At 71.6% G+C, this 23042-nt stretch carries 21 protein-coding genes and 1 other RNA gene; 6 read left to right on the top strand and 16 right to left on the bottom strand.

Going from position 1 to position 23042, the window contains the following annotated elements; all coding sequences use genetic code 11:
• Positions 1-12: 12 nt before the first annotated feature.
• A complete protein-coding gene (locus tag ACIA8L_RS29150; protein ID WP_395909690.1) occupies positions 13-612 on the bottom strand; it encodes a sulfite oxidase-like oxidoreductase in 600 nt (199 codons plus the stop codon).
• Between the two features lie 225 nt (positions 613-837).
• On the opposite strand from ACIA8L_RS29150, the gene ACIA8L_RS29145 reads away from it, so the two are divergent.
• Positions 838-1626, top strand: coding sequence for a type 1 glutamine amidotransferase (locus tag ACIA8L_RS29145; protein WP_395909688.1), 789 nt, complete (start codon positions 838-840; stop codon positions 1624-1626).
• Positions 1626-4523 carry a bifunctional [glutamine synthetase] adenylyltransferase/[glutamine synthetase]-adenylyl-L-tyrosine phosphorylase gene (locus ACIA8L_RS29140; RefSeq protein ID WP_395909686.1) on the top strand — a complete coding sequence of 966 codons (2898 nt, stop codon included), beginning with the start codon at positions 1626-1628 and terminating at the stop codon, positions 4521-4523. Before ACIA8L_RS29145 ends, ACIA8L_RS29140 begins: the two co-directional genes overlap by 1 nt.
• Before the next feature lie 11 nt (positions 4524-4534).
• Here the strand turns inward: ACIA8L_RS29140 and ACIA8L_RS29135 are convergent, their stop codons facing one another.
• The 6 genes from ACIA8L_RS29135 to ACIA8L_RS29110 form a co-directional block, all read right to left on the bottom strand.
• Positions 4535-6103 carry a methyl-accepting chemotaxis protein gene (locus ACIA8L_RS29135; RefSeq protein ID WP_395909684.1) on the bottom strand — a complete coding sequence of 523 codons (1569 nt, stop codon included), beginning with the start codon at positions 6101-6103 and terminating at the stop codon, positions 4535-4537.
• 110 nt (positions 6104-6213) lie between these two features.
• Entirely contained in the window at positions 6214-7413 is a 1200-nt protein-coding gene (locus tag ACIA8L_RS29130) for a cytochrome P450 (RefSeq protein ID WP_395909682.1), read from the bottom strand.
• A complete protein-coding gene (gene npdG, locus ACIA8L_RS29125; RefSeq protein ID WP_395909681.1) occupies positions 7410-8102 on the bottom strand; it encodes an NADPH-dependent F420 reductase in 693 nt (230 codons plus the stop codon). Before npdG ends, ACIA8L_RS29130 begins: the two co-directional genes overlap by 4 nt.
• Complete coding sequence (locus ACIA8L_RS29120; RefSeq protein ID WP_395909679.1) at positions 8099-9520, bottom strand: RNB domain-containing ribonuclease; 1422 nt, start codon at positions 9518-9520, stop codon at positions 8099-8101. Before ACIA8L_RS29120 ends, npdG begins: the two co-directional genes overlap by 4 nt.
• Before the next feature lie 93 nt (positions 9521-9613).
• Positions 9614-11413 (bottom strand): hypothetical protein, encoded by a 1800-nt coding sequence (locus ACIA8L_RS29115; RefSeq protein WP_395909677.1) that lies wholly within the window; start codon positions 11411-11413, stop codon positions 9614-9616.
• 128 nt (positions 11414-11541) lie between these two features.
• The gene (locus tag ACIA8L_RS29110; RefSeq protein ID WP_395909676.1) at positions 11542-11739 is read right to left on the bottom strand and encodes a hypothetical protein; all 198 of its coding nucleotides are present in this window, start codon (positions 11737-11739) and stop codon (positions 11542-11544) included.
• A gap of 434 nt (positions 11740-12173) precedes the next feature.
• Between ACIA8L_RS29110 and ACIA8L_RS29105 the strand changes: the two genes are divergently transcribed.
• Positions 12174-12527, top strand: a complete 354-nt coding sequence (locus tag ACIA8L_RS29105) for a hypothetical protein (RefSeq protein WP_395909674.1) — start codon at positions 12174-12176, stop codon at positions 12525-12527.
• Positions 12528-12549: 22 nt separating this feature from the next.
• Complete coding sequence (gene aroA / locus ACIA8L_RS29100) at positions 12550-13824, top strand: 3-phosphoshikimate 1-carboxyvinyltransferase (protein ID WP_395909672.1); 1275 nt, start codon at positions 12550-12552, stop codon at positions 13822-13824.
• A gap of 43 nt (positions 13825-13867) precedes the next feature.
• Here the strand turns inward: aroA and ACIA8L_RS29095 are convergent, their stop codons facing one another.
• The 4 genes from ACIA8L_RS29095 to rnpB all read right to left on the bottom strand — a co-directional run bounded on the left by ACIA8L_RS29095 (position 13868) and on the right by rnpB (position 16376).
• Positions 13868-14152 (bottom strand): excalibur calcium-binding domain-containing protein, encoded by a 285-nt coding sequence (locus ACIA8L_RS29095; RefSeq protein ID WP_395909671.1) that lies wholly within the window; start codon positions 14150-14152, stop codon positions 13868-13870.
• 167 nt (positions 14153-14319) lie between these two features.
• The gene (locus tag ACIA8L_RS29090; protein WP_395909669.1) at positions 14320-15012 is read right to left on the bottom strand and encodes a fascin domain-containing protein; all 693 of its coding nucleotides are present in this window, start codon (positions 15010-15012) and stop codon (positions 14320-14322) included.
• Between the two features lie 263 nt (positions 15013-15275).
• Positions 15276-15755: a hypothetical protein gene (locus tag ACIA8L_RS29085; RefSeq protein WP_395909668.1), complete on the bottom strand. Its 480-nt coding sequence runs from the start codon at positions 15753-15755 to the stop codon at positions 15276-15278.
• 232 nt (positions 15756-15987) lie between these two features.
• Positions 15988-16376, bottom strand: an RNA gene (rnpB, locus tag ACIA8L_RS29080) — RNase P RNA component class A.
• 29 nt (positions 16377-16405) lie between these two features.
• On the opposite strand from rnpB, the gene ACIA8L_RS29075 reads away from it, so the two are divergent.
• Positions 16406-17164 carry a sulfite exporter TauE/SafE family protein gene (locus tag ACIA8L_RS29075; protein WP_395909666.1) on the top strand — a complete coding sequence of 253 codons (759 nt, stop codon included), beginning with the start codon at positions 16406-16408 and terminating at the stop codon, positions 17162-17164.
• 242 nt (positions 17165-17406) lie between these two features.
• Here the strand turns inward: ACIA8L_RS29075 and ACIA8L_RS29070 are convergent, their stop codons facing one another.
• The 5 genes from ACIA8L_RS29070 to ACIA8L_RS29050 are packed head-to-tail and all read right to left on the bottom strand — an operon-like array spanning position 17407 to position 21869.
• Positions 17407-18468 carry a histidine phosphatase family protein gene (locus tag ACIA8L_RS29070; RefSeq protein WP_395909665.1) on the bottom strand — a complete coding sequence of 354 codons (1062 nt, stop codon included), beginning with the start codon at positions 18466-18468 and terminating at the stop codon, positions 17407-17409.
• A gap of 4 nt (positions 18469-18472) precedes the next feature.
• A complete protein-coding gene (locus ACIA8L_RS29065; protein ID WP_395909664.1) occupies positions 18473-19213 on the bottom strand; it encodes a zinc ribbon domain-containing protein in 741 nt (246 codons plus the stop codon).
• Positions 19210-20016, bottom strand: coding sequence for a Nif3-like dinuclear metal center hexameric protein (locus tag ACIA8L_RS29060; RefSeq protein WP_395909663.1), 807 nt, complete (start codon positions 20014-20016; stop codon positions 19210-19212). The genes ACIA8L_RS29065 and ACIA8L_RS29060 overlap by 4 nt, the downstream gene beginning before the upstream one ends.
• A 9-nt stretch (positions 20017-20025) precedes the next feature.
• Positions 20026-20601 (bottom strand): flavoprotein, encoded by a 576-nt coding sequence (locus ACIA8L_RS29055; protein ID WP_395909662.1) that lies wholly within the window; start codon positions 20599-20601, stop codon positions 20026-20028.
• 35 nt (positions 20602-20636) lie between these two features.
• Entirely contained in the window at positions 20637-21869 is a 1233-nt protein-coding gene (locus ACIA8L_RS29050; protein ID WP_395909661.1) for a helix-turn-helix domain-containing protein, read from the bottom strand.
• Between the two features lie 193 nt (positions 21870-22062).
• Here ACIA8L_RS29050 and ACIA8L_RS29045 point away from each other — a divergent pair, with 193 nt between their 5' ends.
• Positions 22063-22698 carry a bifunctional DNA primase/polymerase gene (locus tag ACIA8L_RS29045; RefSeq protein ID WP_395909660.1) on the top strand — a complete coding sequence of 212 codons (636 nt, stop codon included), beginning with the start codon at positions 22063-22065 and terminating at the stop codon, positions 22696-22698.
• The last annotated feature ends 344 nt before the right edge of the window (positions 22699-23042 follow it).

Genomic DNA, 23042 nt, shown 5'->3' with positions numbered 1-23042 from the left:
GCTCCGGACCCCTCAGTCGCCCTGGTATCGCTGCTCGCGCCATGGGTCTCCGTAGTTGTGGTAGCCCGCCGCCTCCCAGAAGCCCGGCTCGTCCCGCACCATCAACCGCAGCTCGTGGATCCACTTCGCGGACTTCCACAGATACAGGTGCGGCACCAGCAGCCGGGCCGGGCCGCCGTGCTCCGGGCGCAGCTCCTCGCCGTCGTAGCGATACGCCACCCAGGCCTGCCCGTCGATCAGATCTTCCAAGGGCAGATTCGTGGTGTACCCGTCGTAGGAGTGTGCCATGACGTAGTCCGCGGACGTCTCGACGTCCGCGAGCAACGTGTCCACCGCCACGCCCCGCCAGCCGGTCCCGAGCTTCGACCACTTCGTGACGCAGTGGATGTCGACCGTCACGTCCTCGTAGGGCAGGGCGGTGAACTCGCCCCAGCTCCAGCTCTTCGCCGCACCCGCCTCGGTGGTGACGACGAACTCCCACCGGTCGGTGCTCACCCGCGGTGTCGGACCGGCCGACAGGACCGGGAAGTCATGGGCGAGATACTGCCCCGGCGGCAGGTCGGGCCGCCCGCGGTCGCGCCGCCCCTGGAACCCCGGCGTCACAGTGCTCATGCCGACACCTCCGCAAGCTCCGGCGCCGGCCCGAGCCAAACCTGCACCGGCCCGATCGCGGCCACTCCGCTCCGCTTCGTACCGCTCACGCCGACACCTCCGCAAGCTCCGGCGCCGGCCCGAGCCAAACCTGCACCGGCCCGATCGCGGCCACTCCGCTCCGCTTCGTACCGCTCATGCCGACTATCCTGCCTTGGTTTTTTGGCCGCTGGATATTGTCAGGGTGTGACGAACGGCAACCTCGCCCTCGTGGTCGAGAACGACCCCTCCGACGGACCCGGCCGGCTCGGCGACTGGCTGCGCTCCGGCGGACTCGAGCTCCAGGTCGTGCGGCCGCACGCGGGTGAGCCGCTGCCGGAGAACCTCGACGGCTACGCCGCGCTGGTCGTGCTCGGCGGCGAGCAGGAGGCCTTCCCGGACGCCGCGGGCGAGCGAGCCTCGCCGTGGTTCGACCAGCTCGACGGGCTGTTGCGCAAGGCGGTGCGGTACAAAATCCCGACCTTGGGCGTTTGTCTCGGCGCGCAGCTGCTCGCGAACGCCCACGGTGGCACGGTCGAGCGCAGCACGAAGGGCCCCGAGATCGGCGTCAAGCTCGTCGCCCGCCGCGACGTCGCCGACCAGGATCCCATCTTCGCGGCCGTCCCGTTCGCACCGGACGTCTTCCAGTGGCACGTCGACGAGATCGTCGAACTGCCGCTCAACTCGACGCTGCTGGCGGCGTCGACGAACTACCCGATCCAGGGGTACCGCCTCGGCCCCAACGCGTGGGGATTGCAGTTCCACATCGAATGTGACCTGCCGATGTTCGCGCAGTGGGCGATGGAGGGCGTGCACGTCCTCGGTGAGCTGGGCATCGACCCGATCGAGCTGCTGGAGCAGGCCGAGGCCGCCCTCGACGACATCGAGGAGGTCTGGAAGCCGTTCGCGGAGCGGTTCGCCGCCGTCGCGCTCGGCCGCACGCCCCCCGCCGGCGAGGGCGGCCTGCGCTCGCTGCCGCTCATCGGGCCGCGCTGATGGACCCGATTAAGGTCAGCCCGGCCCACCTGGCCCGCTACGGGTTCGCCGACAACGAGCGCTCCGCGGCCGCGCTCGGCCCCGACGGCCTGCGGCTGTGGGACCCGGTCGCCCGCCGCCCGGCCGACGAGGACGCCGCCGCCGTCCTCGACACCCTGTTCTTCGCGGCCGACCCCGACCTCGCGCTCTTCCAGCTGCACCGGCTCGTCGAGGCGGCCGGCGAGGAGGTGCGCACCGCGGTCCTGACCGACAAGGCCCTGCGCCGCCGGCTGATCGGGGTGCTCGGCGTCTCCGCGACCCTGGGCGACCTGCTGGTGGCCAACCCCGCCGACTGGCCGGAGCTGGTCGGCGAGCAGAACAAGCGGCCCGCGGGATATTCGACGCGCGATGTGACGACCGTTGCTCTGCTTCGTTCCGGCTATCGCCGCGAACTCCTGCGCATCGTCGCCGCCGACCTGACCGCGGCGGCCGACGTCGAGGCCACCATGCAGCGGCTGACCGAGCTCGCGGATGCCACGTTGCAAGCGGCGCTGACCATCGCTTCCACCGAGCGCGGCACCGACGAGTGCCGCCTCGCCGTCATCGCGATGGGCAAGTGCGGCGGCCGCGAGCTCAACTACGTCAGCGACGTCGACGTCGTGTTCGTGGCCGAGCCGGCCGAGGGGGTCGACGTCGAGAAGGCCATGCGCGCGGGCAGCGCCCTGGCCGCCCGGCTGATGGAGATCTGCGGGTTCGTGGCCTGGCCCGTCGACGCCGCGCTGCGCCCCGAGGGCAGCCGGGGCGCGCTGGTCCGCACCGTCGCCTCGCACCTGGCGTACTACAAGAAGTGGGCGAAGACCTGGGAGTTCCAGGCCCTGCTGAAGGCCCGGCCGGCCGCGGGCGACATCTCCCTGGGCGAGCAGTGGCTCACCGAGCTGCAGCCCCTCATCTGGTCCGCGGCCGAGCGGCCGGAGGCCGTGGACGAGGTCCGGGCGATGCGCCGGCGGATCATCGACGCGATCCCGCGGGCCGAGGTCGACCGGGAGATCAAGCGGGGGCCGGGCGGGCTGCGGGACATCGAGTTCGCGGTACAGCTGCTGCAGCTGGTGCACGGCCGGGCCGACGAGTCGCTGCGCACCCCGAGCACCCTCGCCGGCCTGCGGGCCCTCATCGAGGGCGGCTACGTGGGCCTGGCCGACGGTGAGGCCCTGCTCCGCGCCTACCGGTTCCTCCGCGTCGTCGAGCACCGCCTCCAGCTGCAGCGGCTGCGCCGCACCCACACCGTCCCCGACGATCCGGACGGGCTGCGGTGGCTGGCGCACGCGCTCGGATACCGGCCGAACGCCGCCCGTGACGCCGTCGAGTCCTTCCGCAGCGAATGGGTCCGGCACGCGGGCGAGGTCCGCCGGCTGCACGCGAAGCTCTTCTACCGCCCGCTGCTGGAGGCGGTCGCCCGCGTACCCACCGCACAGCTCCGGCTGCGCCCCGACGCCGCCCGGGCCCGCCTCGACCTCCTCGGCTTCGCCGACCCGGCCGGCGCGCTGCGCCACATCGAGGCCCTGACCGGCGGCGTTTCCCGCACCGCCGCGATCCAGCGCCAGCTCCTGCCGGCCATGCTGAGCGAGTTCGCCGACGCCCCCGAGCCCGACCGCGGCCTCCTCGCCTACCGCCAGGTCTCCGAGAAGCTCGGCAACACACCCTGGTACCTCCGGCTGCTCCGTGACGAAGGCCCGGTCGCGCTCCGCCTGGCCCGGCTGCTGGCCCTGTCCCGGTACGTCACCGACCTGCTCATCCACGACCCGGAGGCGCTGCGGCTGCTGGCCGACGACACCGAGCTGCAGCCCCGCACCGCCGAGGTCCTGACCGAGGGCTTCGCCGCCGCGGCCGCCCGCCACCCCGACCCGGAGACCGCCATCAACGCGGTCCGCGCCCTGCGCCGCCGCGAACTGTTCCGCATCGCCTGCGCCGACCTCCTGGGCCTGCTCGACGTCACCACCGTCGGCGACGCCCTGTCCGCGGTCACCGACGCGACCCTGCGGGCCACGCTGGGCGTCACGTCGTCCACGGCCCCGGACCTGTCGTTCGCCATCATCGGCATGGGCCGCCTGGGCGGCGCCGAACAGAGCTACCCCTCCGACGCTGACGTCCTGTTCGTCTACGAGGGCGACGAGGCCGCCTCGAAGGCCGCCCTGACCGTCGCCGAGGAGCTGCGCCGCCTACTCTCCCGCCCGGCCCACGACCCGCCTCTGGGCGTCGACGCCGACCTGCGCCCCGAGGGCCGGCAGGGGCCGCTGGTGCGCAGCCTGGGGGCGTTCCAGCAGTACTACACGCGCTGGTCGAAGGTGTGGGAGGCCCAGGCGTTGCTGCGCGCCCGCGCGGTCGCCGGTTCCTCCTCACTCGGCGCTCGCTTCCTGGAGCTGGCCGACACGAAGCGCTACCCGGCCGGTGGTCTGAACCGCGAGCAGATCCTGGAGATCCGCCGGCTGAAGGCACGGGTCGACAGCGAACGACTCCCCCGCGGCGCCGACCCCGCCACCCACACGAAGCTCGGCCGCGGTGGGCTGACCGACGTCGAGTGGACCGTGCAGCTGCTCCAGCTGCGGCACGGGCACTCGGTCGCGGGGCTGCGGACGCCGCGGACCCTCGAGGCTTTGGCGGCCGCTACGGCGGCTGGACTGCTGGACCCGGACGACGCGGGCGAGCTGGAAGCGGCCTGGCGGCAGGCCTCACGGGTGCGCAACCTGCTGACGCTGGTCCGCGGGCGGGCCACCGATCAGATCCCCCGGCAAGGGCCCGACCTGGCCGCCGCGGCGGCGGCCCTGAACCCGGGGACGGAGCCGCAGGAGTTCCTGGACGAGTACCTGCGCGTGGCCCGCCGCGCCCGCGCGGTGGTCGAACGCATCTTCGACGGCGCCTGAGGTCGCCCCGGTCAGAACTTGAAGTGGGAGACCAGCTGGCGGAGGTCCTGGGACATCTGGGCCAGTTCGGCGGCGGCGCCCTTGGCGGAGCCGACGCCCTGGGTGGTGGCGGCGGTGGCGTCGGCTACGCCGGCGATGTTGGCGGCGATGCGTTCGGCGCCGGTGGCGGCCTCCGCGACCGAGCGGCTCATCTCGGCGGTCGTGGCGGACTGTTCTTCGACGGCGGAGGCGATCGTGGCCTGGTACTGGTTGATCTCCTCCACCACCTCGCCCACGCGGCGGATGGCGTCGGCGGCGGCGCCCGTGTCGGCCTGGATCGCGGTGACGCGCTTGTGGATGTCCTCCGTGGCCTTCGCGGTCTCCTGGGCCAGGTCCTTGACCTCGTTGGCGACGACGGCGAAGCCCTTGCCGGCCTCGCCCGCACGGGCCGCCTCGATGGTGGCGTTCAACGCCAGGAGGTTGGTCTGCTCGGCGATCGACGTGATGAGTTTCAGGACGTTGCCGATCTCCGTCGACGAGACGGCCAGGCGTTCGACCTTCTCGTTGGCGCCGTTGGCCTCGCGGACGGCACCGGAGGCGACCGCGGCCGCGTCGGCGGCGTTGCGGGCGATCTCGTGGATCGACACGCCCATCTCTTCGGCGCCCGTCGCCACCGTGCTGACGTGCCGGGAGACCTCGTGGGAGGACGTCGAGGCGTCGGTCATCTGGATGTTGGTGGAGTCGGCGGCGACGGAGATCTCCTCGCTGACCCTCGAGAGCTGGCGGGAGGCGTTCGCGAGGCTGTCCGAGGAGGTCCCGACGGCGGAGATCGAGCTGCGGATGCTCGCCGTGGCCTCGTCCAGGCTGGCGGCCATCTGGCCGATCTCGTCCCGGCCGGTGACGTCGGCCCGCCGGGTCAGGTCGCCCTTCGCGAGAGCCTCCAGGACGCTCTGGACGCGGCGGACCGGGCGGATGATGGCCCGGCCGATCGGGATCGCGATGGCCAGGAACACGGCCAGGCCGATGAGCAGGGCGATCGACGTCGTCCAGCGGGCCTGGGTGCTGGTGCCGGCCATGTCGGAGCGCTCCTGGACGGCCCGCTCGGCCAGCTTGTCCTCCAGCGCACCGATCTTGTCGTCGACGGCGTGGTTGTTGGTGGCGATGTCGGCTTCACGCTGCTGGACGCTCGCCTGGTCGGCCTGGGCGTCCTTGATGAACGTGTCGATGAAGGTGTTGAACTCCAGCGCCGAGGCCTTGATGTCGTCGACGTCGGCGCGGATGTCGGCGGGCAGGTTGAGCGCGTCCAGCTCGGCGATCGTGTCCGTGACCGAGGCCAGGTCGTCCGGGAGGTCCTTGAGGATGGCCGCGATGTCCGGCTCGGCCAGCGCCCGGTAGGCGTCGACCTTCAGCTCCGACTCGCGGGTGTCGAGGTGGTGCAGCAGGGCGCTGGCGCCGTCGAGGACGTGCACGTTCTCGGCCTGGTCGCTCAGCTGGCTCTGGGAGAGCAGGCCGGCGGCGCCCGTGCCCGCCGCGACCACGATCCCGGCGGCGCAGAGAATGCCGATCTTGGGGGCGATGCCCAGGTTGGCGAACATGGCCATCGAGACCCCCACTAAAAGTGCGAATACCCCGTCGGGCGAAAAATCCGATATGTCGCGGCGCGGAGCGCCCGACATATCGGCGCCAGGTACCGCAACCGTGTTATCGGCGCCTAGACGGACACTTCCAAGCTTTTCAGGCCGCGGATGACGTACCCGGGCTTGTAGACCGGATCGCTCACCAGGCGCAGAGCGGGCGCTTTGGCCAGCAACGCCCCGAACGACGCGGCGAGCTCAATGCGGGCCAGCGGCGCACCGAGGCAGTAGTGGATGCCGGCGCCGAAGGAGATGTGCGGGTTGTCGCGCCTGGTGATGTCCAGCTTCGAAGGGTCGGCGAACGCGGCCGGGTCGTGGTTGGCCGAGCCGAACAACAGCGCCACCTCGGCGCCGCGCGGGATCGGCACGCCGCGCACCTCGATGTCCTCGAGGACCCAGCGCTCGAACATCTGCAGCGGGGTGTCGAAGCGCATGAGCTCTTCAATGGCAGTACCCAGGAAATCGGGGTTTGTTCTTAGAAGAGCGAGCTGGTCCGGGTGCTGCAGGAGTGCGCGCCAGCCGTTGCCGGTCACGTTGACCGTCGCCTCGTGGCCGGCGTTGAGCAGCAGCACGCACGTGCCGATGAGCTCGTCCTCGCTCAGGCCCTCCACCGCGGCCAGGGCACTGACCAGGTCGTCGCGCGGGTCGTCCTGGCGGCGGCGGGCGAGGGCGCGCAGGTAGTCGGAGAACTCCTCCGACGCCCGCACCGCCGCCTCGGCCGTGTCCCGGGACGGGTTCAGCTCATACATCCCGCAGATCGCGGCCGACCAGGGGCGCAGCGGGTGCCGGTCGGCCTCGGGCACCCCGAGGAGCTCCGCGATGACGGTCACCGGCAGCGGCTCGGCGACGTCGGCGATGAGGTCTCCGCCGCCCTGCGCGACGAACGCGTCGACGAGCTCGTCGGCCAGCCGTTCGACGACCGGGCGCAGCGCCTCGACCCGCCGGGGCGTGAAGGCCTGCGACACCAGCCGCCGCAGCCGGGTGTGGTCGGGTGGCTCCCGGTCGAGCATGCCGTTGTTGTTCAAAGTCCAGAACGGTTGTTGGTACTGCGGCCACCCGCGCCGCCCCATCTCCTCGTGCGAGGCGACGTGCAGGTAGCTGCGGCCCAGACGCCGATCGCGCAGCAGCGCGTTGACGTCCTCATGGCGGCTGATCAGGTATTGCTTGCTCGGCTCGAACCACTGCACCGGGGTCTCGGCGCGCAGCTTCGCATAGGCCGGATAGGGCTGCGCCACGAACTGCGCGGACCACGGATCGAATGCGTCACCGTTGCTCACAGGTCGGTCACCCGGATGCCCGCGTGCGCCTTGTAGCGCTTGTTGATGGCGATGAGGTTGGCCGTGAACGCCTCGACCTGCCCGGCGTTGCGCAGCCGGCCGGCGAACACCCCCCGCATCCCCGCGATCCGGGCCGCGAGCGCCTGCACGTGCAGCGCGGCATCGCGGTCATCGCCGAGGACCAGCACGTCGAGGTCCACCTCGGCAACTGCCGGATCCGCCAGCAGTACCGCACTGACGTGGTGAAACGCCGCGCAGACCCGAGCCTCGGGCAGGAGTGCCGCGGCCTGCTCGGCGGCGCTGCCCTCCTCGACGCGCAGCGGGTAAGGCCCCTTGTCGTCGAAGCCGAGAGGGTTCACGCAGTCGACCACGATCCGGCCGCTCAGGTGCGGCGCGAGCTCCGCGAGGGTGGCTCCGTGCCCGTCCCACGGCACCGCGACGACGACGACGTCGGCACCGCAGGCGAACACGTTGTCGCCGCCCCGCACGGCGTCGGCTTCGACTCCCGGCAGCTCACGCAGCTCCTGCGCGGCCTGCTCGCCCCGCTCGGTCGAGCGTGAGCCGACGAGGACGCGCTGGCCGGCGCGGGCGAAACGGTAGGCGAGGCCGCGGCCCTGGGGCCCGGTGCCGCCGAGGATGCCGACGGACAGGCCCGAGACGTCGGGCAGCGCGATCTGGTCGTAGCTCATGCCCTCTGTTGTACCTCTTCGGTGAACACCACTTTGCGCTTGGCCGGGTCCGCCTCCGTGAGCCGCACCGCGATCCGCTCCCCCAGCGGCAGTACCTCACCCTCGCAGCGGGCCCGCACCGGCGGGTCGTCGATGGCGATGTCGGCCCGGTGCTTGTTGCGGTCCACGTCGAGCACGGCCGCCTCGAACACCTCCCCGACCCGGCCCTGCAGCAGCGTCGCCTCCACGAGGTCCACGGCGGCCCGTTCGGCCGAGCTCGCGACCCGGTCCGTCCTGGTCATCACCTCGGGCAGCTTCGGCAGGGCGTCGCGGGCCCACGACGGCACCGCTGCGCCCGCGTGTAGGGCCAGGCACACCTCGGTGACGTACCGGTCGGCCAGCCGCCGCAGCGGCGCCGTCACGTGCGCGTAGGGGGCGGCCACGGCGGCGTGCAGAGGCTGCTCCGGCTTCGCACCGTCGAACGGCGTGTAGCCGGCCCCGCGCATCATCTCGGCCGCCTGGTCGAGGAAGGCGGCGGCCCGCGGCTGTGCGGGGTCCAGGGCGGCGATGACCTGCCCGGGTGTGGCATTTTCCGGCCACGGTACTTGCAGTGCCCGCCCCGCCACCTTGAGTGCCTCGACGGTCTCCGGAGGCGCCGGTGGCATGGTCCGCAGCAGCCCGACGCCGCCGTCGAGCATGATCCGGGCCGCCGCCATACCGGTCAACAGCGAGATCTGCGCGTTGTACTCCTCCACGGCGACCGGTGCCCGCAACGTCAGCCGCCACCCGTCGCCGTCCGGCTCGACCTCCTGCTCGGGCAGCGGGAGGTTCACCGCGCCCCGGGCGAGCCCCCGCTGGACCAGGAGCTGCCCGAGCTCGGGCAGCAGCGCCAGCGACGGGTGCGGCCGGCCCGCGTCGGCGTCCTGCTGGACACCCTCGTAGTCGAGCTTGGCCCGGCTCCGCACGTTGGCCCGCCGCACGTCGACGGCGGTGGTGTCGCCCTGGGTGTCCACGTCGATCGTCCAGAGCACGGCCGGCCGGATCTGGTCCGGCAGGAGGCTGGCGGCGCCCTCACTGAGCACCGGCGGGTGCAGCGGCACCTTGCCGTCCGGCAGGTACACGGTCTGCCCGCGCTGCCAGGTCTCCTGCTCCAGCGCCCCGCCCGGTTCGACGAAGGCGGCGACGTCGGCGATGGCGTAGTACACCCGGAAGCCCTTTTCGGTCTTCTCGATGAGCAGCGCCTGGTCAAGGTCCTTGGAGGTCGGCGGGTCGATGGTGACGAAGGCGAGGCCGGTCCGGTCGTCCCGGTCGGCGAACGTCTTCGCGGCGGCGGCTTCGGCTTCGCGCTGGGCGGCCTCGGAGAATCCGGTGGGCAGCTCGAGCTCATGGCGCAGCGCGCTGAAGTCGATGCGCGGCGCAAACACACGGCGGGCGGTCACCGATCAGTCATACCAGCCGCCGGTTGGGGGGTAATCACGCGAACGGCCGGTCCTCCCGTCATGGGGTGGACCGGCCGCCGGTTCGCGCTGGTGTTACGGGCGGGCGAGGGTCGCCCAGTCCTCGGCCGTCATGTTGGCGGCCTCCTCCGGGTTGTTGCCGTTCTCGCGGCCGGGGATGGCCTCGGAAGCGGCACCGGACGACGCGGCCGACTCGGTCGACAGACCGCCCTCGGCCACCGCGGCGGGCTCGGTCGCCGCCGTCGTGGTCTCCGGGGTCGTGGTCGCCGCGGTCCCGGCGGCGGCCGCCGGCGGGGTCGTGGCGGCCTTCTTGGCCGGCGCCTTGCGCGGCGTCGCCGTCTTGGCCGGGGCCGTCTTCTTCGCCGCGGCCGTCGTGGTCTTGGTCGCGGCGGCCTTCGCCGGGGTCGCCTTGGCCGTGGCCGTCTTCTTGGCCGCGGTCGCCGTCGACTTCGCCGCCGTGGTCTTGGCCGGAGTCGACTTGGCCGCGGTCGTCTTGGCCGGGGCGGTCTTCTTCGCCGCGGTCGACTTGGCCGCCGTGGTCTTCGCCGGGGCGGTCTTCTTGGCCGCCGCCGTCGCCGTCGTCTTCGCCGGGGCGGTCTTCTTCGCCGCGGTCGTCGACTTCGCCGCCGTGGACTTGGCCGCCGTCGTCTTCTTGGCCGCGGTCGCCGTCGTCTTGGCCGGAGCGGTCTTCTTGGCCGCCGTCGACTTCGCCGCCGTGGTCTTCGCCGGCGCCGTCTTCTTGGCCGCCGTCGTCTTGGCGGCGGTCTTGGCCGGGGTGGCCTTGGCCGTCGCGGTCTTCTTGGCCGCCGTCGCCGTGGTCTTCTTGGCCGCGGTCGACTTGGCCGCCGTGGTCTTCGCCGGCGCCGTCTTCTTGGCCGCCGTGGTCTTGGCCGGGGCGGTCTTCTTCGCCGCGGTCGCCTTGGTGGCCGCCGTGGTCTTCTTGGCCGCCGTCGACTTCGCCGCCGTGGTCTTCGCCGGCGCGGTCTTCTTCGCCGCGGTCGCCTTGGTGGCGGCCGTGGTCTTCTTGGCCGCCGTCGACTTCGCCGCCGTGGTCTTCGCCGGCGCCGTCTTCTTCGCCGCCGTCGCCTTGGTCGCCGCCGTGGTCTTCTTGGCCGCCGTCGACTTCGCCGCGGTCGTCTTGGCCGGGGCGGTCTTCTTGGCCGCGGTCGTCTTGGCCGGAGCGGTCTTCTTCGCCGCCGTCGACTTGGCCGCCGTGGTCTTCGCCGGCGCCGTCTTCTTGGCCGCGGTCGCCTTGGTCGCCGCCGTGGTCTTCTTGGCCGCCGTCGACTTCGCCGCCGTGGTCTTGGCCGGGGTCGCCTTCGCGGTGGCCGTCTTCTTCGCCGCGGTCGCCTTGGTCGCGGCCGTGGTCTTCTTGGCCGCCGCCGCCGCCGTCGACTTCGACGCCGCCGTCGACTTGGCCGCCGGGGCGGCGGTCTTGGCCGCGGTCGTCTTGCGCGCCGCCGGGGTGGCCGTCTTCGCCGCCGTGGTCTTCTTGGCCGCCGGGGTGGCGGTCTTGGCCGCGGTGGTCTTACGGGCCGCCGGGGTGGCGGTCTTCGCCGTGGCCGCCTTGCGGGCCGTCGTCGCCGCCGGAGTCGCCGTTGACTTCCGGGCCGTCGACTTGGCCGCGGGGGCCGCCGCAGCCTTCGTGGCCTTGGTCGCCGCGGGGCGGGCGGCGCGCGTCTTCGACGCCGTCGTCGCCGTCTCGGCGGCCGGGGTCACGGCCGCGGTCGCGGTGCGGCGGGGGGAGCCGGCCGCGACCGTCTTGCGGGCCCTGGCGGGGGCCTTCTCGGTCGTCGCGGGGGCCGAGGCCACCGCGGTCGTCGCGGCCGCGCGCGCTGCGGCCGATCTCGTGGTGGCCTTCTTAGCTGCGGCCATCGTGGTCCTCCTGGAGGAGTTCTCCCGCATCCTGCGGGATGTTCGCGGTTGGGTTGTGCGGGTGTTCGGGTTTCCGGGGAGCCGGCTTTCCGGGGCGGTTCGCGGTCGCCCTGGGGTCCGGCGCTTTGCTAGTGCTTGCCATCCCACCGTTCGTCTTCGGCGTCCCACGCCTCGTTGCGTTCCTGGACTGTAGCGAGGGCCTGCTCGGCCGCCGCCGCCGAATCATAGGGGCCGAGACGATCCCTTCCGGGGCACATGTTCTCCTCGGACTCGACCCGTTGGTGAGAAAGGCACCAGTAGTACCGCTCAGCACCGCTGCTGCTCATGACATCACTGTGCACCGCAAATGAAACATGCGCCACCGAAACCGGCAAATAGCTTGTTGGGATTCCACAGTAGACGCAACCGCCTGACAAGGGTTACGGACACGCGCGCCGTCGGGTTCAACCCGGGAACCACCAACTCACGACCTCCGGAAACCATTGCCGGACAAGGATTTCGCCGATCTTCGCGGGGTTTCAAATCCCACTGACAACCCGGAGTTGCAGCGGCCGCTTGTGGCAACTCTCACCCGCGGGTGAGCCGAACGGAGGAAACACATTCGAGTCGTCCGGCCGAGGCCGCCCGACCTCGTTTGGAGACGAACGAGGGCGCCGACGAGACCCGGACGACCCGGCGCCGGAGCCCGCGGAGGCGTCGGCACGAGCGTCCACCATGGACAGGATGACACCTGTGGCCGGGTTCTGAAAAGCTCCCGCACATGACACCGGACCCGCCGCCCGCGATCCTCGCCATCTCCGGTTCCGCCGATCCCGCCGATGTCCCCCGGCACCTTCGGAATGGCCGGGCGGAGCGGACGCCGGACGGGCGTTTGCTCATCCGGTTCGACTCCGTGAAAGCGGCGGTCGCCGACGTCTCGGCCTATCTGCGCCCACGGGCCATGACCTTTGTGAAGTTCGGCCTGGACGTCGACTCCGGACAAGGCGGCGAGGGGGCGCGGCGGCTGGCCGAGAATGCCGGTCCGCGGTCGTTGTGGGTGTCGGCGGAGGCGGCCGTGTTCGTGGACGGCGCGGTGCTTGAAGCGGGGTCGTCGGGGTACCGGATAAAGCTATGAAGGTCTGCAGGAGAATTGACGCGTGAGCCTCCACGCCGATGACCTGCCCGACCTCCTCGCCGTCGCGCCGCTGACCGCGCCGCCGGACGTCTCCCTGCGCCCGCCCGGCTCGAAGAGCATCACCAACCGCGCGCTCATCTGCGCCGCCCTGGCACCGGGGCGCAGCACGCTGACGGGCATGCTGTTCGCCAACGACACCCACGCCATGCTCGGCGCCGTCCGCGCGCTCGGGGCCGGCCTCACCGTCGACGAGAGCGCGAAGACGGTGCTCGTCGACGGGATCGACCCCCGCGAAGCGACCGGCGAGGTGCGCATCGACGCGCGCCAGTCCGGCACGACCGGGCGGTTCATCCTGCCGGCGGCCGCCCTGCGCCCGGCCCGCGGCATCGTCGACGGCGACCCGCAGCTGCGGGCCCGGCCGTTCGGTCCGCTCGTCGACGCGCTGCGCGAGCTGGGCGCGACCATCGAGGACCTCGACCGGCCCGGCTACCTGCCCGTCGCCGCGACCGGGCCCGTCGCCGGGGGCAAGGTGGCGCTGCCGGGACACATCTCCAGCCAGTACCTCTCGGGCCTGCTGCTGGCCGGGCCACTCATGGCCGACGGGCTCACCGTGGAGCTCACCTCGCCACTGGTCTCCGTGCCCTACGTCGAGTCGACCACCGCCGTCATGGCCGCCTTCGGGGTTTCGGTGGAAGGTCTGACGGTGGCGCCGCAGGCCTACCGGGCGACCGAATACGCCATCGAGCCCGACGCCAGCGCCGCCTCCTACCTCCTCGCGGCGGCCGCGATCACCGGCGGGCGGGTGACGGTGCTCGGGCTGGGGACACGGAGCCTGCAGGGCGATGTGCGGTTCGCGGACCTGCTGGAGCGGATGGGGGCCCGGGTCGAGCGCGGCGCGGATCGGACCACGGTGACGGGCACCGGTGAGCTGCACGGCATCACCGTCGACATGGCCGACATCTCCGACACCGCGCAGACCCTGGCCGCCGTGGCCGCCTTCGCCGACTCCCCCACGGTCGTCACCGGCATCGACTTCATCCGCCGCAAGGAGACCGACCGGATCGCGGCGATCGTGACCGAGCTGCGCCGGGCCGGGCTGGACGCGACGGAGGACGTCGACGGGTTCACGGTGCGGCCGGGCTCCATCGCACCGACGGCCTTCGAGACGTACGACGACCACCGGATGGCGATGAGCCTGGCGCTGCTCGGCCTGCGGGTGCCCGGCATCCAGATCAAGCACCCGCGGTGCGTTTCCAAGACCTATCCGACGTACTTCGAGGATCTGGCCCGGCTTTGATTCGGGCCGGCTTCGCCGGCTTTTGGCACCGCTCGCAGGTGTTTCAGCGCCGCTCGCAGGCCACGCCGTCGTTGTCGCCGTCGAGGCGCTTGTTGAGGTTGTACGCGGCCGGGTTCACGGTGAAGGTCGTGACGGGCTTGGTCTTGCCCTTCACCTTGTCCGTGCCCCCGGCCCGCGCGACGCCGTGCGGGTAGTCGTGCTGCAGGGCGGTGCAGTTGACGTACTTCTTCGGCGCCGCCGCGAACGCCGGCGCCGACGGCAGGGCCGCCGCCACTCCCAGCAGCACCGCCACCGCGACCTTGGTGCTCGTCTTCGACTTCGTCCTCATCCCGGACCGCCTCCCTTTCCCGCGAGGGTCGGCCGGCGGAGGCGAAACCTGAGGATTCCGGGACGCCTCAGGTGGCGAGGATTCGGGTTGCCTCAGGTGGCGAGGATTGGGGTTGCCTCAGATGGCGAGGATTCTGGGTGCCTCAGATGGCGAGGATTCGGGGTGCCTCAGATGGCGTCGAACCAGAGCGCTTCCCAGGCGCCCGGGGCGGAGCCGGTGGCCTTCATCTCCTGGTAGTACTGGCCCGTGTAGTCGAGGCGGCAGGTGAAGTAGGTGCCGCGGGAGACGTTGCGCAGGTAGTACTTGCCGGCGTCGGTCCACACGTCGAAGGTCTCCCAGATGTCGGTCCACTCGCCGCGGCCGCGCAGCATGCCGGTGTTGCGGCCGGTGTACGCGAACTCGGCGGTCACCAGATAGTTCGACGCGGCCCGCAGGTGGACCAGGTGCCCGCCGTCGTCCGAGCAGATCTCGAAGACCTCCCAGGCGCCCGTCTGCCCCGGCGCCGTCCGCGCCCGCAGCATGTTGTGGGCGGTGCCCGTGAGGCTCTGCTCCTCCGCGATGTACCGGTTGGCGGCCAGGCTGAGAATTTTGTACTGCCGGCACTTCGCCAGCCCCGGCACGCCCGTCCCCTCGAACGCGGCGACGCCGTCCTGCTGCGCCGCCGGGGTCCCGCCGGTCAGGTCGATGAACCCCTTCGCGAGCCCGGCGTCGGCCGGTGCGGCGGGCGCGGCCGCGCTGCCCTGCCCGCTCGGGTGCCCCGCGCCGCCGTCACCCTCGCCGGCCCGCGCCAGCGCGAGGGGCGTCACGACCGCCGCCGCGACCGCGGCGACCACGAGCACGACCAGACTCCTGCGCCGCATGGCGGCACCTCATTTCGCGCGTGACGGCCGGCTCTGTCCGACCGTGCCGCGGAGAATGCTCAGCCAGCACATCGAAGGGGGTCAAGGCGCCAAAGCGGTTCTTAAACTTCCTTTCAGCGCCCCTTCGTCACCGTCACGGAGCGCATCGGCGGGACACGGTTTGTGCTGTGAAACTCGCTGAAAACGGGCTGAAATGTTCACGCTCCGCTTTCTTGGAATCGCTCGGTCTCTTGGAGCGCTCGGTCTCCTGGAGCGCTCGGTCTTCAGGAGTGCTCGGCGTCGGCGGGGATCCAGGGGCTGCCGTCGGCGGCCCAGCCGGCGTCGTACTGCCGCACCGCCTCGACGAACTGCACCGGCGGCCGGTACTCGTGCGCGGTGACGTAATGCCACACCATGACCGGCGCGGCGAACATGCTGCCCCCGGCGCCCGGCACGCGAATCTCGAACGACGCCCGCGAACTGCCACCACCCCGCCCCGGAACGGCGACGTCCTCCGCGCCCGGCGGGCAGAGCTCACACTCATGAAACCCACGGGTCTGGTTGACCGTCGGATTGCCGATGATGCCGCGCAGCGCGTCCGCGAACCCTTCCGGCACCGCCCCCCGCTCAAACGGATGCGCCGCGTCCAACCACCCGACATTGCGCCGCTCGTATCGCGGGCGATAGCTGATCCGGCCCCGCCCCTCGCCGACGATGTCCTCGTGGAGGTACGTGTACGCGGACAGGTCCGGGAAGTAGCTCATGCGACAAGAGTGACGGACGAGCCGACCCACGACGGACCCGTTCGACGTGCCGCATGATGCATGGGTGGGCAGACCTCATGGACGGCAGCCGGACCCTGGCTTGCTCGCGGTGATGCGGACAGCGGCCGTTTGGTTCGTGATCGGCGGGCTCGGGACGATGCTGGTCGTCTACGCCCTGAATCACGCGCTCGCCCTGGTGTTCCCCACGTCGGACTAGGGCGCACAGGTCGGACGGACGAGTCGACCTGTACGCCGGGTTCTGTCCCCGCCTCGCGGCCGGGGGCGGCCATCCATCTCGGCCTGCCGTTGCCGGCAGGCTCCAGCGGTCTACCCGCAGGCTCGGGCGGGCCGCCCTCGAACGCCTGCGCAGGCCGGGCCCGTGGGCGCCGACCCTTTTGACCTTGCTCCGGGTGGGGTTTACCTAGCCGCCCCGGTCACCCGGGGCGCTGGTGGGCTCTTACCCCACCGTTTCACCCTTACCAGGCCGTGGCCTGGCGGTCTGCTCTCTGTGGCACTGTCCCGCGGGTCACCCCGGGTTGCCGTTAACAACCACCCTGCCCTGTGGAGCCCGGACGTTCCTCGGCGGTGCCTTCGCACCGACGCGGCCGCCCGGTCGACTCGTCCGTCGCGCTGACTATGGTAGTCAGACCATGGAGGTCGCCGACATCGCATTGCTCGCCATCGCCGGGTTGGCGGCCGGGACTGTCAACGCGATCGCCGGTGGCGGGTCGCTCATCACGTTCCCGGCCCTGCTCGCGACCGGCCTGCCGCCCGTCGCGGCCAATGTGACAAATACCACTTCAGTTTTTCCGGGGTACCTCTCGTCGGTCTACGGCAGCCGCGCCGACCTCGACCGCCGGCACCTGCCGCGCCTCATCCCGACCGCCGTCGTGGCGGCCATCCTGGGCTGCGCGCTCCTGCTCCTGACACCGGCCAAGGCGTTCGACTACGTGGTGCCGTTCCTGGTCCTCGGCGCGGCCGCGGTACTCGCCTTCCAGGACCGCCTCCGCCGCCTCGTCGGCCACCCCCGCACCCTGTCACCGCGGCGGCGGGTGCTGGGCCTGCACCTCGTCGTGTTCGTCGGCTCGCTCTACGGCGGCTACTTCGGGGCCGCCCTCGGCGTCATGCTCGTCGCCGCGCTGGGCCTGGTGCTGGACGAGTCCATGGCCCGCGTCAGCGCCTTGAAGAACGTCATCTCGGCCGTCGGCGGCCTGGTCGGGGTCCTGGTGTTCGCCCTGTTCGGCCCGATCGACTGGGCCGACGTCCTGGTGACGGCCCCGGCCGCCCTCATCGGCGGGTACGTGGGTGCCCGGGTCGCACGCCGGCTGCCGAGCGTCGTCCTGAAAACGGTGATCGTCGTCTTCGGCACGGTCGTCGGCCTGGTCCTGCTGTACCGCGCCTTCACCTGACCGACGCGCCGCTCCCCTCTACCGCATCCTCGCCGGCACCGCGCCGCTCTCCCGGACCCGCGCGGCGCCAAATCCGCCCCGGCCAGCCGCTTGGTGCGATTGGCTCGCTCGGTGCGGTCGCCTCGCTCGGTGCGATTGGCTCGCTCGGTCAGGGCATAAATCCGATAAGTCGAGCGCATGCGCGGCGCGGCCGCGCCCGACTTATCGGCTTAAATACCGACTTGTGAGCGTGAAGCAGAACGTCAGGCCAGGTGGGCGGTTTCGTTGACCGAGCGGACCGCTACCCCGCCGTCGGGCCAGGAGTCGACGACCGAGAGGCCGCACGGGTCCAGGTAGAGGCGGAACAGGAAGGAGTCGCTCGCCGCCAGCGCGTCGCGGAGCAGGAGCTTGATCGGGGTCACGTGGCTGACGACGGCGATCTCCTGGCCCGCGAACCGGTCCTGCAAACTTCGTACCACCCGCCTGACCCGCATCGCCACCTGCTGGAAGGACTCGCCGCCCGGCGGTGGGACGGCGGTCGAGGCGAGCCAGCGGTCCTGTTCGGCGGCGTAGCGGTCGCGGACCTCGCCGTAGGTGAGGCCCTCCCACTCGCCGAAGTCGCATTCGATCAGGTCGTCCTCGATGATCAGCGGTAGGTCACCCAGAGCTGATGCCGTTTCCAGGCAGCGCTTCAGCGGGGAGCTGATGATCGCGGCCAGGTTGGGGGCGACCTGGCGGGCCCGCAGCGCGGCCTTGGCCGCCTGGTCCTGGCCGGCCGGGGACAGCGGGATGTCGCCGCGACCCGAGTAGCGCTTCTCGGCCGTGTATGGAGTCTCGCCGTGGCGGATGACGACCAGGCGCAGCGGGGAGCCGGTCGACGGCGGGGACCAGGAGCGCTTCTCCGTGGGCGCTGGAGACCCGGCCGAGACCTCGCCGTCCATGGCCTTGTTCGCCAGGCGGTCGGCGTCCTTGTTCTGCTCGCGCGGGATCCAGGCGTAGCGGACCAGCGCGAAGCCCTGCGCCAGGGCCCGGGCCTCGTCCGCCAGTGGGCGCAGGCCCGGGTGCTTGATCTGCCAGCGGCCGGCCATCTGTTCGATGACCAGCTTCGAGTCCATGCGGACGTCGACCTCGTCGGCGCCCAGTTCGCGGGCGGCTTTGAGGCCGGCGATCAGGCCCGAGTACTCCGCCACGTTGTTCGTCGTCACGCCCAGCGCGGCGAAGCGCTCGGCGACGACGGCGCCGGTCTCGTCGCGCACGACCGCGCCGTAGCCGGCCGGACCGGGGTTGCCACGCGAGCCCCCGTCGGCCTCAAGCGTCACCCGCATCCGGCTACAGGCCCGACTCGGCGGTGCGGACCAGGATGCGGCGGCACTCCTCGCAGCGGACGACCTCGTCCTTCGGGGCGGCCTTGACGCGGGCCTTGTCACCGCCGGACAGCTCGATCCGGCAGCCCTCGCAGCGGCCCTGGCGGAGCATGGCCGCGCCGATGCCGCCGCTGGACTCGCGGATCTTCTCGTACAGCGAGACCAGGTCGGCGGGGAGGTCGGCGGCCAGGGGGCGGCGGCCGGCCTGGCGAAACTCCTCGTCCTTGGCGATCCCGGCCAGGGCCTCGTCGCGGCGCTGCTCGGCGGCGGCGCGGGTGGACCGGGCCGACTCCAGCCGGCCGACGATCTCGTCCAGGGCGGCCTGGGCAGTCTCACGCTGCTCCATGAGCTCCAGCTCGGCGTCCTCCAGCTCGGACTGGCGGCGGTTGAGCGTGGCGATCTCGTGCTGCAGGGCCTCCAGCTCGCGGGCCGGGCCGGTGCCGGCGTCGAGGCGGGACTGGTCCTTGTCCTTGCGCGCGCGGACCTGCTCGGCGTCCTTCTCGAGCCGGCTGATGTCGCGGTCCAGGTCGTCGACGGCGACCTGGGCCCGGACCCGCTGATCCTCCGTCATGGACAGCTCGCGGGCCAGCTTGTCGAGCTCAGCGTGCTCGGGCAGGGCCTTGCGCTTGTGGGCGAGCTGGGTCAGCGCGATGTCGATCGCCTGCAGGTCGAGCAGGCGGCGCTGGGCTTCCGGATCGGCGTTCACGAGTCGTTGTCCTCCCAAGGAACCCAGGGTGAGGTGTCCACATCGGACACGATGGTCTGCAGGCCGGCCTCCGCGCGCAGGAACGCCGCGACGTCGTCCAGCCAGGGCCGCTCGGACGCCCAGTGCGTGACGTCGACGAGGGCCGGCCCGCCGTTCGCGAGATGCTCCTGCGCCGGATGGTGGCGCAGATCCGCGGTCAAGTATGCGTCAACGCCGGCCCGGGTGGCGTCGGCCAGGAACGCGTCGCCGGCCCCGCCGGACACCGCGACCCGTTCGACTCGGGCGGCCGGGTCCCCTGCCAGCCGTACCCCCGAAGCCGCGGTTGGCAGTTGATCGGCGACGAGCCGCGCGAATTGTGCGAGGGTCATCGGCTCGGGGAGGCGGCCGACGCGGCCGTGTCCGCGCTCGGGAGCCTTTGGATCAGGACGCAGCGGGTGTACTTCCACGAGCCCGACCCGCGCCGCCAGCACATCGGACACACCGGGGTTGGCCACGTCGGCGTTGGTGTGCGCGGTGTACAACGCCATCCCGGAGCGGATCATGCGGTGCACGATCCGGCCCTTGTAGGTCGTCGGGGCCACGCTGGAGACGCCCCGCAGCAGCAGCGGATGGTGCGTGAAGACGAACTCCGCGCCGACCCGCGCCGCCTCGTCGACGACCGCGGGGTCGCAGTCGACGGCGAGCAGCACGCGGGTGACGGTGGCGTCCGGGTCGCCGAGGACGAACCCGACCCGGTCCCAGTCCTCGGCCCACGCGGTCGGGTATCGCTGCTCGAGGAGCTTCACGAGATCGGCGACAAGCACGGCGTAACGTTAGTCCACCGGCTCGCTCCCCGTGATGCGCTGGGCCTGCAATGACGGGTGGGCCTCCAGCGCGTCGAGCGGGAGGTGCCACGGGAAGTCGCTGCGGTTCTCGCCGATACCGGGCTGGTGCAGCTCGAGCACGTCGTCGCCGTAGAGCATGGTGATGCCCCAGGAGCGCAGCCGCCCGATCGACTCGCCGAAGGCGGGGTGGGCGGCCATGGCCCGGTTGGTGTAGGGCACGGCGACGATCGGCAGCCCCAGCCCGAGCCCCTCGACGATGAGGCCGAGCGCGAGGGTGTCGGCGATGCCGGCGGCCCACTTGTTGACGGTGTTGACGGTCGCCGGTGCGACGATCATGGCCTCGGCGGCCGGGAGGACGTCGGGGTCGCCGGGGTACTTGTAGCGGTGCCGCACCGGGTGACCCGTCTGCTTGACGAGTCCGGGGATGTCGAGCCACTTCAGGGCGTCCGGCGTGGCGACCACGCAGACGTCCCAGCCTCGCTCCTGCGCGAGCGAGACCAGATTGCCAACGCCGGCGGTGGCCGGGGAGCCACACACGACGGCGTACAGAACAGATCCGGACATGCCGGCAATTCTGCCCTCTAGATCTACGTTTTAAATTAAACGCCGACACTCATGTGTTCGGCCAGCTCAGCGACCGGGGCGGACGGCGTGCCGCGGGTCCGGCGCAGCACGTCGCTGAGGACCTCGCGGGCCAGCGGCCGGCAGCGGATCTCCGATGGGGCCAGCCGGTCGCCCTCCAGCAGCATCTCGCTGGCCATCTCGATGTCGCCGATGAGCGCCTGGGCCCGGGCCTGGTCCAGGTAGTGATGGGCCCGGCGCTCGGGCAGCAGCGCGTTGAACCCCTCAGGATCCAGCCCCTGGTGTACCTCCACCGCCACCCGGCCCTCGCCGAGTTCGACGGCGGCCGCGGCCCGGTGCAGCTTCACGTTCGTCGGGCCGAAGCACGTCCAGTAGTAGTTGGCGTCGCCGTCCATGGACCGCGCCGCCTCCTCGGCCCCGGACAGCAGGTCGCGCACGGTCGCGCTGTCGCCGATGCGCGCGGCCGCCATCGCGCCCTGCAGCAGCAGCTGGCCGTAGACGGAGAGCCGCTCGGGGCTGCTGTCGTTGCCCGACGAGCCCGGTGCGAGCCGGTTGGCGATGTTGACGTTGATCTCCAGGGCCGGGCGGGCCCGGCCGAGGGAGAGCAGCGCGCAGGCGACCCGCGCCGTGGCGGTGCCGGCCAGGAGCTGGTCGCCCGCGCGCTGGGACACGGCGATCGAACGGTCGGCCGCGAGCCAGGACAGCTCGTGCTCGCCCAGCTTGCGCAGGGCCGAGGAGGCGATCTGGTAGGTCTGCCCGAGCAGGTGCGCCGCCTCCTCGCCCTGTGCGCTGTCGCTGTAGGCGGTGTCGGCGGCCTGGGCCTCGCGCAGGAGGCGGGGCAGCGTGCGCGCGAGCATGCCGTACTTCGCGTGCTGGTACGACAGCCAGGCGTGCGTCACCGCCTTGCGCATCTCCGGCAGCGGCGGCGGCTCGGGCGGCGCGTAGAAGAACGCGCTGATCTGGTCGTAGCGCTCCAGCGCGGCCCGGATCTCCTCGACCTCGATCTGGTCGACGCAGTTGACGCTGTCGGGGCGGCGTTCGGGGTCCCGGCCCAGCAGGATCTGCACGTCCAGCTGGAGGACGTCGGCGATCTCGTAGACGACGGAGAACTTGTCCAGCCGCCGTACACCCCGCTCGACCTTGTCGACCCAGCTCTTGGACTTGCCCAGCCGGTCGGCAAAGACCTGCTGCGACATCTTGCGCCGGTTCCGCCAGTAGGCCACCCGACGGCCGATGGGCAACTCATCCACGTCGCTCACCTCCGGACGTCACCCGACCGGTCGAAATCGCACGATTTGTGCGGTTCGCCCCGGTCATTCGCTCATACGTTCCGATGTGCAACTTGCAGTCCCCGTCGCCTGACCCAACGACGCACAATGCGTCCGGTGACGCGACGTGGTCTTGTGCGCACTTTCGAGTGATCTCGCCTGGCAGGAGACCGTCATGCTTCCGTGGGTGTTGTTCGAGCGGTCGCGGCTGCGCAAGGCTGGGGCCCGCTACGCCGCACACGGCTGGCCGGTGCGACCGGGCGCCTTCCTCGCGACCCGGCAGACCGGGCGCCACGCGACGGAGCGGCGCTTTCACTGCGGTACCCCCGGCTGCCCCACCGTCGCGTGCCACCCGGCCCCGCTCCCGGTGTGCTTCGACGCCACCACGGCCGCGGCCCTGTGGCAGGAGCACCCGTACACGGTGCTGCTGCCCACCGGATACGCCTTCGACGTGCTGGAGGTGCCGGGCCCCCTCGGCCGCGCGGCCCTGCTGGGCGACGGCTTCGTGGCCGCTCGCGGCCCGGTGGCGGTGGCGCCCGGCGACCGCTGGATGTTCCTGGTGGTGCCCGGGCACGGGGTGCTGCCCGAGCTCGCCGCGCACGCCGGTGTCGTACTGCATGGCCAGGACTCCTGGGTGCCGGCGCCGCCGAGCCGGCAGTTCGGGGGGCGGGTGCATTGGGAGCTGCCGCCGGAGGTGCACAACTGGCGACCGGCCGAGCCGTACGCGATCCAGGCCCTCATGCTCGACGCCATCGGCGCGGGCCCGCTGGTCACCGCGGGAAGACGCACCACGTGGCGCGCCGCTGCGTAATTGCGTCGAGATCAACAAACCCGGCTTCCTCACGGAAATGTTCACGTGCAGAATTCATGCCGGTGCCCAACGTAGCGTCGAGGTGACCACAGGGTCGACCCTCGTAATCCGAACGTAGTACTCAAGGATAGCGAGGGTACCTACTTAACCTTGAGTATTGATCTACTCCATTGATCATCATCGGTCTGTAAGTTGGGACCGATTTACCCGTTCCGGGCCTTGACGCGGATAAAGGTCCCGCCAATCTGGCACGCGCGTGTGACGGATTCGGGTTTACACCGACGGTAACCCACCGAACGCCGAAGCCAGTGCCTCACGCGCGGCGCCGGTCGATAGGCTCGCCA

The sequence above is a fragment of the Dactylosporangium sp. NPDC051541 genome (assembly GCF_044454505.1).
Lineage (GTDB): Bacteria > Actinomycetota > Actinomycetes > Mycobacteriales > Micromonosporaceae > Dactylosporangium.
The sequence above is the reverse complement of the archived record's forward strand: the minus strand, read 5'-3'. Positions and strand labels throughout refer to the sequence as shown.

Coding starts and splice junctions, on each gene's coding strand:
- ACIA8L_RS29150 (WP_395909690.1), bottom strand. CDS start 612: ATGAGCACTGTGACGCCGGGGTTCCAGGGGCGGCGCGACCGCGGGCGG.
- ACIA8L_RS29055 (WP_395909662.1), bottom strand. CDS start 20,601: ATGTCCGGATCTGTTCTGTACGCCGTCGTGTGTGGCTCCCCGGCCACC.
- npdG (WP_395909681.1), bottom strand. CDS start 8,102: ATGAGCTACGACCAGATCGCGCTGCCCGACGTCTCGGGCCTGTCCGTC.
- ACIA8L_RS29045 (WP_395909660.1), top strand. CDS start 22,063: ATGCTTCCGTGGGTGTTGTTCGAGCGGTCGCGGCTGCGCAAGGCTGGG.
- ACIA8L_RS29135 (WP_395909684.1), bottom strand. CDS start 6,103: ATGGCCATGTTCGCCAACCTGGGCATCGCCCCCAAGATCGGCATTCTC.
- ACIA8L_RS29110 (WP_395909676.1), bottom strand. CDS start 11,739: ATGAGCAGCAGCGGTGCTGAGCGGTACTACTGGTGCCTTTCTCACCAA.
- ACIA8L_RS29115 (WP_395909677.1), bottom strand. CDS start 11,413: ATGGCCGCAGCTAAGAAGGCCACCACGAGATCGGCCGCAGCGCGCGCG.
- ACIA8L_RS29085 (WP_395909668.1), bottom strand. CDS start 15,755: ATGAGCTACTTCCCGGACCTGTCCGCGTACACGTACCTCCACGAGGAC.
- ACIA8L_RS29070 (WP_395909665.1), bottom strand. CDS start 18,468: ATGCGGGTGACGCTTGAGGCCGACGGGGGCTCGCGTGGCAACCCCGGT.
- ACIA8L_RS29075 (WP_395909666.1), top strand. CDS start 16,406: ATGGAGGTCGCCGACATCGCATTGCTCGCCATCGCCGGGTTGGCGGCC.
- ACIA8L_RS29105 (WP_395909674.1), top strand. CDS start 12,174: ATGACACCGGACCCGCCGCCCGCGATCCTCGCCATCTCCGGTTCCGCC.
- ACIA8L_RS29140 (WP_395909686.1), top strand. CDS start 1,626: ATGGACCCGATTAAGGTCAGCCCGGCCCACCTGGCCCGCTACGGGTTC.
- ACIA8L_RS29090 (WP_395909669.1), bottom strand. CDS start 15,012: ATGCGGCGCAGGAGTCTGGTCGTGCTCGTGGTCGCCGCGGTCGCGGCG.
- ACIA8L_RS29095 (WP_395909671.1), bottom strand. CDS start 14,152: ATGAGGACGAAGTCGAAGACGAGCACCAAGGTCGCGGTGGCGGTGCTG.